Annotated in this window: 11 protein-coding genes and 2 rRNA genes; 11 read left to right on the forward strand and 2 right to left on the reverse strand. The window is 71.5% G+C overall.

Annotated features, from left to right (window positions below; genetic code table 11):
* The 4 genes from G3I54_RS10880 to G3I54_RS38960 form a co-directional block, all read left to right on the forward strand.
* Window positions 1-617 (forward strand): 23S ribosomal RNA (locus G3I54_RS10880); the annotation flags it as partial.
* Window positions 618-728: 111 nt separating this feature from the next.
* A 5S ribosomal RNA gene (gene rrf / locus G3I54_RS10885) occupies window positions 729-845 on the forward strand.
* 206 nt (window positions 846-1051) lie between these two features.
* A complete protein-coding gene (locus G3I54_RS38955) occupies window positions 1052-2311 on the forward strand; it encodes a hypothetical protein (RefSeq protein WP_343240309.1) in 1260 nt (419 codons plus the stop codon).
* Entirely contained in the window at window positions 2308-3099 is a 792-nt protein-coding gene (locus G3I54_RS38960) for a tetratricopeptide repeat protein (protein WP_203685945.1), read from the forward strand. The genes G3I54_RS38955 and G3I54_RS38960 overlap by 4 nt, the downstream gene beginning before the upstream one ends.
* A 76-nt stretch (window positions 3100-3175) precedes the next feature.
* Here G3I54_RS38960 and G3I54_RS10895 read toward each other — a convergent pair whose 3' ends face one another.
* Window positions 3176-4456 carry a DUF1015 domain-containing protein gene (locus tag G3I54_RS10895; protein ID WP_164613522.1) on the reverse strand — a complete coding sequence of 427 codons (1281 nt, stop codon included), beginning with the start codon at window positions 4454-4456 and terminating at the stop codon, window positions 3176-3178.
* A gap of 72 nt (window positions 4457-4528) precedes the next feature.
* On the opposite strand from G3I54_RS10895, the gene G3I54_RS10900 reads away from it, so the two are divergent.
* Both G3I54_RS10900 and G3I54_RS10905 read left to right on the forward strand, forming a co-directional pair.
* A complete protein-coding gene (locus G3I54_RS10900; protein WP_164613524.1) occupies window positions 4529-5560 on the forward strand; it encodes an HAD-IIA family hydrolase in 1032 nt (343 codons plus the stop codon).
* Window positions 5561-5745: 185 nt separating this feature from the next.
* Window positions 5746-6546 (forward strand): ABC transporter ATP-binding protein, encoded by an 801-nt coding sequence (locus G3I54_RS10905; RefSeq protein WP_137232329.1) that lies wholly within the window; start codon window positions 5746-5748, stop codon window positions 6544-6546.
* Between the two features lie 67 nt (window positions 6547-6613).
* Here the strand turns inward: G3I54_RS10905 and G3I54_RS10910 are convergent, their stop codons facing one another.
* Entirely contained in the window at window positions 6614-6961 is a 348-nt protein-coding gene (locus G3I54_RS10910; protein ID WP_164613526.1) for an SCP2 sterol-binding domain-containing protein, read from the reverse strand.
* A 42-nt stretch (window positions 6962-7003) separates the two neighbouring features.
* Here G3I54_RS10910 and G3I54_RS10915 point away from each other — a divergent pair, with 42 nt between their 5' ends.
* The 5 genes from G3I54_RS10915 to G3I54_RS10935 form a co-directional block, all read left to right on the forward strand.
* Window positions 7004-7348, forward strand: a complete 345-nt coding sequence (locus G3I54_RS10915) for a hypothetical protein (RefSeq protein ID WP_164613528.1) — start codon at window positions 7004-7006, stop codon at window positions 7346-7348.
* 7 nt (window positions 7349-7355) lie between these two features.
* Window positions 7356-8171 carry a TlyA family RNA methyltransferase gene (locus G3I54_RS10920; RefSeq protein ID WP_164613530.1) on the forward strand — a complete coding sequence of 272 codons (816 nt, stop codon included), beginning with the start codon at window positions 7356-7358 and terminating at the stop codon, window positions 8169-8171.
* Window positions 8172-8191: 20 nt separating this feature from the next.
* Entirely contained in the window at window positions 8192-9097 is a 906-nt protein-coding gene (locus tag G3I54_RS10925; RefSeq protein ID WP_164613536.1) for an NAD kinase, read from the forward strand.
* Window positions 9098-9202: 105 nt separating this feature from the next.
* On the forward strand, window positions 9203-10948 hold the full coding sequence (gene recN, locus G3I54_RS10930; protein ID WP_164613532.1) for a DNA repair protein RecN: 1746 nt from the start codon (window positions 9203-9205) through the stop codon (window positions 10946-10948).
* Between the two features lie 4 nt (window positions 10949-10952).
* On the forward strand, window positions 10953-11564 hold a 612-nt coding region (locus G3I54_RS10935), incomplete at its 3' end, for a hypothetical protein (RefSeq protein WP_164613534.1).

Raw genomic sequence — 11564 nt, forward strand, 5'->3', positions numbered from 1 at the left:
CCAAAGGTTCCCTCAGCCTGGTTGGCAATCAGGTGTTGAGTGTAAGTGCACAAGGGAGCTTGACTGTGAGACCGACGGGTCGAGCAGGGACGAAAGTCGGGACTAGTGATCCGGCAGTGGCTTGTGGAAGCGCTGTCGCTCAACGGATAAAAGGTACCCCGGGGATAACAGGCTGATCTTCCCCAAGAGTCCATATCGACGGGATGGTTTGGCACCTCGATGTCGGCTCGTCGCATCCTGGGGCTGGAGTCGGTCCCAAGGGTTGGGCTGTTCGCCCATTAAAGCGGTACGCGAGCTGGGTTTAGAACGTCGTGAGACAGTTCGGTCCCTATCCGCTGTGCGCGTAGGAATATTGAGAAGGGCTGTCCCTAGTACGAGAGGACCGGGACGGACGAACCTCTGGTGTGCCAGTTGTCCTGCCAAGGGCATGGCTGGTTGGCTACGTTCGGAAAGGATAACCGCTGAAAGCATCTAAGCGGGAAGCCTGCTTCGAGATGAGTATTCCCACCAACTTGATTGGTTAAGGCTCCCAGTAGACGACTGGGTTGATAGGCCAGATGTGGAAGCCCTGTAAGGGGTGGAGCTGACTGGTACTAATAGGCCGAGGGCTTGTCCTCAGTTGCTCGCGTCCACTGTGTTGTTCCCGGGTTGCGAACAGTTATCGCACCGGTTGAACAGTTTCACTACTTAATTGAAGAGTGTGCTTGTTCGCTAGAACCCGATAGGGTTTCGGTGGTCATTGCGTTAGGGAAACGCCCGGTTACATTCCGAACCCGGAAGCTAAGCCTTTCAGCGCCGATGGTACTGCAGGGGGGACCCTGTGGGAGAGTAGGACGCCGCCGAACAATCTTTCAAGGACCCCTGGTCCCAGCGTTCATGCTGGGACCAGGGGTCCTTTTGTTTTTCCCGAAGCGCGTCGGATGGTCGGCTGCGCGAGAATGTCTGTGGTACCCGAAGACAGGAGTCACACCCATGTCCACCAACTCTCCCGACGATCGTCCGGAGCGCGAGCCGCGTCGCCGGGACGGCGGTGACAGGGGCGGTTACCGCGGTGGTCGTGACGACCGGTCCGGTTCCGGCGCACCTCGACGCGACAACGACCGCGGCGGCTTCCGTCGTGACGACAACAGGCCTTCCGGCGGTGGCACCGGCGGTGGGTTCCGCCGTGACGACCGTGACCGGGACCGCGACCGCGGCCCGCGTCGTGACGACAGCCGGCCGACCGGTGGTGGCACCGGTGGCGGTTTCCGTCGCGATGACAATCGTGGTGGCGGCTCCGGTGGTGGGTTCCGTCGTGACGACAGCCGGCCTTCCGGTGGTGGGTTCCGTCGTGATGACCGTGATCGGGATCGTGATCGTGGGCCGCGTCGTGATGATGACCGTGGTGGGTACCGGGGTGGTCAGCAGCGTGATGACCGTGGTGGCCGTCCGGGTGGTGGGTTCGAGCGTCGTGACGACCGGCCGCGTGGTCCGCGTCGTGATGATGACCGTCCCTCCGGCGGTGGGTTCCGTCGCGACGACAGCCGGCCTTCCAGTGGCGGTTTCCGTCGTGACGACAACCGGGGCGGTGGCTCCGGTGGTGGCTTCCGTCGTGACGACAATCGTGGTGGCGGCTCCGGTGGCGGTTTCCGCCGCGATGACAATCGTGGTGGTGGGTTCGAGCGTCGTGACGACCGGCCGCGTGGTCCCCGTCGTGATGACGACCGTCCCTCCGGTGGTGGGTTCCGTCGTGATGACCGTGGTGGCCGTCCGGGCGGTGGGTTCGAGCGTCGTGACGACCGGCCCCGTGGCCCGCGTCGTGATGACGACCGGCCTTCCGGTGGTGGCTTCCGTCGTGACGACAACCGGGGCGGTGGCTCCGGTGGTGGGTTCCGTCGTGACGACAGCCGGCCTTCCGGTGGTGGGTTCCGTCGTGATGACCGTGATCGGGATCGTGATCGTGGGCCGCGTCGTGATGATGACCGTGGTGGGTACCGGGGTGGTCAGCAGCGTGATGACCGTGGTGGCCGTCCGGGTGGTGGGTTCGAGCGTCGTGACGACCGGCCGCGTGGTCCGCGTCGTGATGATGACCGTCCCTCCGGCGGTGGCTTCCGTCGCGATGACAACCGTGGTGGCGGTTCCGGCGGTGGCTTCCGCCGTGACGACAACCGTGGCGGGTACCGCGGCGGTCAGCGTGACGACCGGGACCGTGGTGGGTTCCGTCGTGACGACCGGGACCGGGACCGCGACCGGGAGCCGATCAAGCGGCTGCCGATCCCGGACGACGTCACGGGCGACGAGATCGACAAGGACGTACGCCAGGAGCTCATGAGCCTGCCGAAGACCCTCGCCGAGGACGTCGCGCGCAACCTCGTCATGGTGGCCCGGCTGATCGACGAGGACCCCGAGGAGGCGTACGCGTACGCCCGTATCGCCCTTCGGCTCGCGTCCCGCGTTGCCGCCGTGCGTGAGGCGGCCGGGTTCGCGGCGTACGCCACGCAGAAGTACGCCGAGGCGCTCGCCGAGTTCCGGGCGGCCCGGCGGATGACCGGGTCCGTGGACCTGTGGCCCGTCATGGCGGACTGCGAGCGCGGGCTCGGGCGGCCCGAGCGGGCGATGGCCATGGCCGGAGACCCCGAGGTGCAGAAGCTGGACAAGGCCGGGCAGGTCGAGATGCGGCTGGTGGCCGCCGGGGCGCGTCGTGACATGGGTCAGATCGACGCCGCCATCGTGACGCTCCAGAGCTCCGAGCTGGCCTCCAACTCCGTACAGCCCTGGACGCCGCGCCTTCGCTACGCGTACGCCGACGCCCTGCTGGAGGCGGGCCGCGAGGACGAGGCGCGGGAGTGGTTCGGGAAGGCGCTGGAGGCCGACAAGGACGGTTCCACCGACGCGTCGGACCGGCTCGCCGAGCTCGACGGTGTGGAGTTCGTCGACGTCCTCGGTGACGAGGAGACGGACGAGGCCGACGAGGTCGCGCCCCGTGCCGAGGAGCGGCCCGACATGCGTGACGACCGGGCCGACGCGCGTGACGACGCCGACCTCGACGAGGACGAGCAGGACGACGAGGACGACGACGCCGACCGGGATGGTCCGGCGGACGGTTCCGTCAAGGCCTAGCGGCTGATGAAGAAGGGGCGGCACTCCATCCGGAGTGCCGCCCCTTCTTCATGTCCGGTTCGCGTCCGGTCGCGGGTCAGCCGAGGGTGAGGCTCCGCATGACCAGACCCGTGGCCGGCTTCGGGCCGAACGACGTCGACTTGCGGGGCATGGTGACGCCCTGCCGGGCCAGGTCCCGGACGACCTCTTCGCGTACGGGATGCATCAGGACCGCCGTGGCGTCGAGGCGTTCCGCCTGTTCGACGGCGGCCGCGGTGTCGTGGATGTAGCCGATGTGCTCGGGCGCGTCGGGGATCCGCCACACATCGTCGAGCAGCGCGGAGTGCAGGACCGTCGCGTCCAGGGTGCGCCAGGCGTCGGGGCGGTCCGTCCGGACGGTGCGGGCCAGCAGAGCCGGATCGGGGCGGTCCACCAGGTGGAAGCCGCCGTCGCCGGCGAGGAGGAACGCGTTGCCCCCGGCCGCGGCCTCCGCCAGCGCTTCGAGGGCCTTGGCGAGTGGCCCTTCGACCGGCCGGACGCGGAAGAGGCCGGTCAGCGCTTCCAGGGCTCGGGCGACCGGCAGGCCGCGCAGGAGCCGGTGGATGGCGCGGACCTGGAGCGGGTGACGGGCCGTGTCGACGAGGAGGACGAGGCCGTAGTCCCACGGCCCCGGCGTGGTCCGTTCCCGCTGAAGCCGGAGATAGGTGGCCCAGCGGTGGTGGCCGTCCGCGATGAGCGCCTGGCGCCGGGCGAGGTCTGTCTCGATCTCGCTCCGCTCGGACGGATCCGTCACGGCCCAGAGCCGGTGCCGGAAGCCGTCCTCCGTCGTGGTGGCGAGCAGCGGCTCCCGCAGAACCGTGCGCTCGATCACCGCTGCCGCCCCCGTCGGCGTACCCTCGTCGCCGCGGTAGGTCAGCAGCAGCGGTTCCAGATGGGCCTCCGTCGTACGCATCAGCTCCGCGCGGTCCGCGACGACGTCGTCCATCACGTCCTCGTGGGGCAGCACGATGCCCTTGGCGGCGGGGGAGAGGGCCAGGGCGCCGATCAGGCCCCGCTGGAGGATCTCGTCGTTCCGCTGCTCGTAGACGTACAGCACCGGGTCCGGGTCCGGGGCGATGACCCCCTCGGCCTGCCAGCGCTCCAGAGTGGCCGCCGCCTGCCGGTGCCGATCCCGCGCGGTGTCGGCCTGAGGGAGGATGAGGCGCACGATGTTGTGCGGATCCGCGGACTCCAGGTGGTGCAGCCCGTCGGGCCGGACGACCACGTCGTACGGGGGCGAGGTCACGGCGGCAAGACTGCCGACCCGCTCGGGGACGTAACGCAGTCCGCGGAACGGGATCAGCCGCAGCCCCTGGTCGACGGGACCTGAAGTGTTCATCAGGGCATCGTATGTGTGCAGGGGGCATACGCGATGATCGGGGCAGATGCAGAGCAAAGAGGAGCGATTCATATGAGCCACCAGCAGGACAGGGTCCGGCCGGCGGGAAGCAGCACGGCGCTGAGCGAGGCGTACGACACGGCTCTGCTCGACCTCGACGGGGTCGTGTACGCGGGCGGCGAGGCCATCGGCCACGCCGTGGAATCGCTGGCCGAGGCACGGGCCGGGGGCATGCACCTCGCGTATGTCACCAACAACGCGCTGCGGACGCCGGACGCGGTGGCGGAGCACCTGACGGAGCTCGGGGTGCCCGCGGAACCCTCCGACGTGATCACCTCCGCCCAGGCCGTCGCCCGGCTGGTGGCTGATCAACTGCCGCCGGGAGCCCGGGTGCTGGCGATCGGCGGCGAGGGGCTGCGGGTCGCGCTGCGCGAGCGCGGGCTGGTGCCCGTGGAGTCGGCGGACGACGACCCGGCGGCGGTGGTCCAGGGGTACGGCGGGCCGGACATGGCGTGGGGGCGGTTCGCCGAGGCGAGCTACGCGATCCGGCGCGGGCTGCCGTGGTTCGCGTCCAACACCGACCTGACCATCCCCGGCGCCCGGGGCATCGCGCCCGGGAACGGGGCCGCTGTGGAGGTCGTACGGATCGCCACCGGCGCCGAGCCGCAGGTCGCCGGGAAGCCGTTGCCGCCGATGCACCGCGAGACCGTGCTGCGGACCGGGGCGAAGCGGCCGATCGTCGTCGGAGACCGGCTGGACACGGACATCGAGGGCGCGTTCAACGGGGGCGTCGACTCGCTGCTGGTGCTGACCGGGGTGACCGACGCGGCCCAGCTCCTCGCCGCTCCGCCGCAGCACCGGCCGACCTATGTGGACCGGGATCTGCGGGGGCTGCTGACCGGGCAGCCCGAGGTGGTGCCGGCCGGTGAGGCGTACCGGTGCGGCGGCTGGACGGCCGCCGTACGCGCGGACGCGCTGACCCTGGAGGGCGAAGGCGACGCGCTCGACGGGCTGCGGGCGCTCTGCGCGGCCGCCTGGAGCTTCGCCGGCGCGGGTGTGTGCGGGCTCAAGGCGGGGAAGGCCCTCGCCGGGCTCGGGCTCTGAAACGGTCCCGGCGCCGCCCGACGCCCTTTGCCCGCGAGGGTGTTGAGGGTCCTGGAAGCGTGGGGCGGCGGACCGGGGCCCGTGGCGTCAAGAGGAAGATAGGCTAACCTAACCTGGTGCTGCTCGGTGGTCTGCCCGTGCCCCGCGCCGTGCCGCTCCACCTCACCGACTCCGGGAGTACGACCATGCAGCGCCTCACCGCAGAATCGGTGACCCTCGGCTACGACCAGCGGGTCATCACCGAGAACCTCTCGGTGGAGATTCCCGACAACTCCTTCACCGTGATCGTCGGTCCCAACGCCTGTGGCAAGTCGACCCTGCTGCGGGCGCTCGCCCGGATGCTGAAGCCGAGCCACGGTCAGGTGCTGCTGGACGGGCAGACCATCCACCAGCTGCCGGCGAAGAAGGTCGCCCGGACGCTGGGGCTGCTGCCGCAGTCCTCCATAGCCCCGGACGGGATCACCGTCGCCGACCTCGTCGCCCGCGGCCGGTACCCCCACCAGGGGCTGCTGCGGCAGTGGTCGCCGGAGGACGAGCGGGTGGTCGACGAGTCCATGGAGTCCACGGGTGTCGCCGAGCTGGCCGACCGCTATGTCGACGAGCTGTCCGGCGGTCAGCGCCAGCGGGTCTGGATCGCCATGGCGCTGGCCCAGCAGACGCCGTTGCTGCTGCTCGACGAGCCGACGACGTACCTCGACATCCAGCACCAGATCGACGTCCTCGATCTGTGCGCGGAGCTGCACGAGACGCAGGGGCGGACGCTGGTCGCCGTGCTTCACGACCTGAACCACGCCGCGCGGTACGCCACGCATCTCATCGCGATGCGGGACGGGGCGATCGTCGCGGAGGGGCCGCCTTCGGAGGTCGTGGACGCGGAGCTGGTGGAGCGGGTGTTCGGGATGCGGTGTCAGGTGATCGATGATCCGGAGACGGGTACGCCGCTCGTGGTGCCTGCGGCCCGCAAGGCGCGGAAGGTCGCCGCCTGAAAGGCTTCGTCCTCAATCGCCGGACGGGCTTGATACGGACTGGCTTGATGTGGCCGGGCTTGGTTCCCTACAGCAGTGACTTCAGTTTCAGCAGGTCCCTGAAGCCTGCCTCCAGGCGTACGCGGCCCGATGCCCACGCCTTCGCGAAGTTCAGGTCGCCGTTCACCAGTGCCACCAGGTCGTCGCTCGTCATCGCGAGCCTGATCTCGGCCTTCTCCCGGGGTGGTCCCTCGACCGTGTCCCGCACCGTGATCCGGCCGTCGGTCAGCCGGCCGGTGAAGGTGCTGTCCAGGTCCTTGATGTGACAGCTCAGCGAGCGGTCGAGGGCGGCGGCGCCGCGCACGTCGCCCTCGGCGGCTGCGAGGTTGTCGGAAAGTTCGTCGAGTGCGCTGCGGCACTCCGCCATGGTCGCCATCGTGCTCGACGGTACACCGGCCCGGCGATGTAGCGTTTCGGCATGAGCGACTGGACGCCGGAGGCGGGGACACCGCCCGCGAGCACGCCCGATGAGCCGGTGACCGATGAGCCGGCCGCCGAAGGGCCCTCCTTCGAGCCCGCCGAGCCCACGCCCCTCGGTGTCGTGCGCACGCCCACCGGCCACGCCGCGGTGGACGCCCGGCTGGAGCGGCTGGCCGATGCGGACCACCTCCCGGCGGACGGGCACGTCGAGGTGTACGAGGATGTACACCGTGGGCTGCGGTCCGAGCTGACCTCGCTGGACGACCGTCCGGCAGCCGTACCCGGTCCCGTACCCACGCCTTCGCACCGCACGCACGACACGCGTCACGACAACAGGAGCTGAACCCAACGTGGCAGGAGTGGCACGTCGCCGCCTCGACGCCGAGCTGGTACGCCGCAAGCTCGCCCGCTCGCGCGAGCACGCGAGCCAGCTGATCGCCGCGGGGCGGGTCACCGTCGGCCGGACCACCGCGACCAAACCCGCCACCCAGGTCGAGACGGCCGCCGCGATCGTCGTCACCAAGGACGACGACGATCCGGACTACGTCTCGCGCGGCGGTCACAAGCTGGCCGGGGCGCTCGCCGCCTTCGTGCCGCTCGGGCTGGCCGTCGAGGGGCGGCGGGCGCTGGACGCCGGGGCGTCGACCGGCGGGTTCACCGATGTGCTGCTGCGGGCCGGGGCCCGGCAGGTCGTCGCCGTGGACGTCGGCTACGGGCAGCTCGCCTGGTCGCTGCGGTCCGATGAACGGGTCGTCGTCAAGGACCGTACCAACGTGCGGGAGTTGACCTTGGAGGACATCGACGGGGAGGCGGTCGACCTGGTGGTGGGGGATCTGTCCTTCATTCCGCTGGGCCTCGTGCTGCCCGCCCTCGCCCGGTGCGCCGGGCCCGACGCGGACCTGGTCCTCATGGTCAAGCCGCAGTTCGAGGTGGGCAAGGAGCGGCTCGGCAGCGGCGGAGTGGTGCGGAGCCCGGAGCTGCGCGCCGAAGCGGTACGGGAGGTGGCGCGCCGGGCCTGGGCGCTCGGGCTCGGCGTACGCGGGGTGACGGCCAGTCCGCTGCCCGGACCCTCGGGCAACGTCGAGTACTTTCTGTGGCTGCGGGCCGGCGCACCTGAGCTGGATCCCGCGGATGTCGACCGTGCAGTGGCGGAGGGGCCTCGTTGACGACGAATGTGACGACGAATGTGACGACCGATACGGCACGAACAGTCTTCCTTCTGGCGCACACCGGCCGTCCGGCCGCGATCCGCAGCGCGGAGCTCGTCGTGCAGGGCCTGCTGCGCAACGGGCTCGGCGTGCGGGTCCTGGCGACGGAGGCGGCCGATCTGCCCCTGCCGGACACCGTGGAGACGGTCACGGACACCAGCCCCGCCGCCGTGGACGGCTGCGAGCTGCTGATCGTCCTCGGCGGTGACGGCACGCTGCTGCGCGGCGCGGAGTTCTCCCGCGCCTCCGGGGTGCCGATGCTCGGCGTCAACCTCGGACGTGTCGGCTTCCTCGCCGAGGCGGAGCGCGACGACCTCGACAAGGTGGTCTCCCGGGTCGTCACCCGCGACTACGAGGTCGAGGAGCGCATGACGATCGACGTCCTGGTGCACAGCAACGGCGACGTCGTGCACACCGACTGGGCGCTCAACGAGGCGGCCGTGCAGAAGGTGTCGCCCGAGCGGATGCTCGAAGTCGTCCTGGAGATCGACGGCCGCCCGGTGACCGGGTTCGGCTGCGACGGGATCGTCTGCGCGACCCCGACGGGTTCGACCGCGTACGCCTTCTCGGCGGGCGGGCCCGTCGTCTGGCCCGAGGTCGAGGCGCTGCTGATGGTCCCGATCAGCGCCCACGCGCTGTTCGCCAAGCCGCTGGTGACCTCGCCCACGTCCGTTCTCGCGGTCGAGGTCCAGCCGCACACCCCGCACGGGGTGCTGTGGTGCGACGGCCGGCGGACCGTGGAGCTGCCCGCCGGGGCGCGGGTCGAGGTGCGGCGCGGTGCGGTGCCCGTACGGCTGGCGCGGCTGCACCAGGCCTCGTTCACCGACCGGCTGGTGGCGAAGTTCGCGCTGCCCGTATCGGGATGGCGGGGCGCGCCCCACTGACGGTTCCGACGGTGCCGCACGGCCCCCGTGACCCTCGGGAACGCTCGGGAGAGTGAATCCGGGAGCGGGGGCCGTCGCGCGTCCGGCCCGGGACCTCGTAAGGTCATGTCCGTGTTGGAGGAGATGCGGATACGGTCGCTCGGAGTCATCGACGACGCGGTGGTGGAGCTGTCACCCGGTTTCACCGCGGTGACGGGTGAGACCGGCGCGGGCAAGACCATGGTCGTCACGAGCCTCGGGCTGCTGCTCGGCGGACGTGCGGATCCCGCTCTCGTACGGGTCGGGGCCAAGGCCGCGGTCGTCGAGGGCCGGATCACGGTGTCCGAGGGCGACGCGGCGGCGCTGCGGGCCGAGGAGGCCGGGGCGGAACTCGACGACGGTGCGCTGCTCATCAGCCGTACCGTTTCGGCGGAAGGGCGCTCACGGGCCCACCTCGGCGGCAGATCCGTGCCGGTGGGGGTCCTCACCGAGCTGGCGGACGAACTCGTCGCCGTGCACGGCCAGACCGACCAGCAGGGACTGCTCAAGCCCGCGCGGCAGCGGGGCGCCCTGGACCGGTACGCCGGGGACGGCGTGGAGGTTCCGCACGCCAAGTACGCGGCGGCCTACCGGCGGCTGCGCGCCGTCGCCACCGAGCTCGAAGAGCTGACCACCCGGGCCCGGGAGCGGGCCCAGGAGGCGGATCTGCTGCGGTTCGGCCTGAACGAGGTCGCGGCCGTGGAGCCGTTGCCGGGCGAGGACGTCGAGCTGGCCGCCGAGGCGGAGCGGCTCGGGCACGCCGAGGCCCTCGCCTCCGCCGCCTCCCTCGCGCACACCGCGCTGGCGGGGAACCCGGAGGATCCGGAGAGCGTCGACGCGACGACGGTCGTCGCCGCGGCCGGGCAGGCCCTGGACGGGGTCCGGGCCCATGATCCGGCGCTGGCCGCGCTGGCCGACCGGATCGGGGAGATCTCCATCCTGATCGCCGATGTGTCCGGCGAGTTGGCCGGGTACGCCGATCAGCTGGAGGCCGATCCGCTGCGGCTGGCCGCCGTGGAGGAGCGCCGGGCCGCGCTGACCGCCCTGACCCGTAAGTACGGCGCGGACATCACGGCCGTGCTGGCCTGGGCCCAGGAGGGCGCGGGCCGGCTCACCGAGCTGGAGGGCGACGACGAGCGGATCGGCGAACTGACCGCCGAGCGCGACGGGTTGCGCGCCGAACTCTCCGTGCTCGGACAGGCGTTGACCGACGCGCGTACGGAGGCAGCCGCCCGGTTCGCGGAGGCGGTGACCGAGGAGCTGGCCTCGCTCGCCATGCCGCACGCCCGGGTCTCCTTCGCCATCCGGCAGAACGAGGCGGCGGACGAGGCGTCCGGCATCGACATCGGCGGGCGGAGCGTCGTCTACGGCCCTTCGGGCGCGGACGAGGTGGAACTGCTGCTCGCCCCGCACCCGGGCGCCCAGCCCCGGCCGATCGCCAAGGGCGCGTCGGGCGGTGAGCTGTCCCGGGTGATGCTCGCGGTCGAGGTCGTCTTCGCGGGCTCCGACCCCGTACCGACGTATCTCTTCGACGAGGTCGACGCGGGCGTCGGCGGCAAGGCGGCGGTCGAGGTCGGGCGGCGGCTCGCCAAGCTCGCCAAGTCCGCGCAGGTGGTCGTCGTGACCCATCTGCCGCAGGTGGCGGCCTTCGCCGACCGGCAGTTGCTGGTCGAGAAGACCGTGGACGGCTCGGTGACCCGCAGCGGTGTCACCGTCCTGGAGGGCGAGGACCGGGTCCGGGAGCTGTCCCGGATGCTGGCGGGCCAGGAGGACTCCGAGACCGCCCGCGCCCACGCCGAGGAGCTGCTGGCCACGGCCCGCGCGGACGGGTGAGGACATGAGCGGGACCGGTACGGCGGCGGTGGCGGCGAGCGTGGCCGCCGGGGTGTACGGGCTGCTGCGCCGCCGCACCGACCCGGCGTGGCGGCGGACCAATCGCGCCGGCCGGACCGTCACCCTGTACGCCGGTCCGGCCGCCGTCGTCGGTACGGTCGCGGGACTCGCCGTGGCCCCCGGACCGCCCCGGGAACGCCTCGCCGGGGTGCTCGCGGTGCTGGCGGCCGGCGGCTGCGGGGCGTACGACGACCTCGTGGGCGCCGATGACCCGCGCCGGGGGTTCCGGGCCCATCTGGGCGCGCTGCGGCGGGGCGAGGTGACCAGCGGGGCCGTGAAGCTTCTCGGGATCGGGGCGGCGGGGCTGTGCGCCGGGCTGCTCGTCGAGGAGCACGCCGTGGACGGGGTGCTGACCGGCGTGGTCGTCGCGGGCGCCGCCCATTTCGTCAACCTGGTCGATGTCACGCCCGGGGCCGCCGTCGGCTGCGTCGCGCTGCTCGGTGCGGCGGGGGCGGCTGGTGCGGCGAGGTCGGCGGGCGGCGCCACGGCCGTCGCGCCGCTCGCCGCCGCGGGTGTGCTCGCCCCTTCCGACCTCGGTGAACGGGCCATGCTCGGG

This window comes from Streptomyces sp. SID14515 (assembly GCF_010548505.1).
Classification (GTDB): domain Bacteria; phylum Actinomycetota; class Actinomycetes; order Streptomycetales; family Streptomycetaceae; genus Streptomyces; species Streptomyces caviscabies.

Excerpts from the sequence above, each read along its gene's own strand:
- G3I54_RS38960 (WP_203685945.1), top strand. The coding sequence starts at position 2,308 with ATGAGCCTGCCGAAGACCCTCGCCGAGGACGTCGCGCGCAACCTCGTC.
- G3I54_RS10895 (WP_164613522.1), bottom strand. The coding sequence starts at position 4,456 with ATGAACACTTCAGGTCCCGTCGACCAGGGGCTGCGGCTGATCCCGTTC.
- G3I54_RS10900 (WP_164613524.1), top strand. The coding sequence starts at position 4,529 with ATGAGCCACCAGCAGGACAGGGTCCGGCCGGCGGGAAGCAGCACGGCG.
- G3I54_RS10905 (WP_137232329.1), top strand. The coding sequence starts at position 5,746 with ATGCAGCGCCTCACCGCAGAATCGGTGACCCTCGGCTACGACCAGCGG.
- G3I54_RS10910 (WP_164613526.1), bottom strand. The coding sequence starts at position 6,961 with ATGGCGACCATGGCGGAGTGCCGCAGCGCACTCGACGAACTTTCCGAC.
- G3I54_RS10915 (WP_164613528.1), top strand. The coding sequence starts at position 7,004 with ATGAGCGACTGGACGCCGGAGGCGGGGACACCGCCCGCGAGCACGCCC.
- recN (WP_164613532.1), top strand. The coding sequence starts at position 9,203 with ATGTCCGTGTTGGAGGAGATGCGGATACGGTCGCTCGGAGTCATCGAC.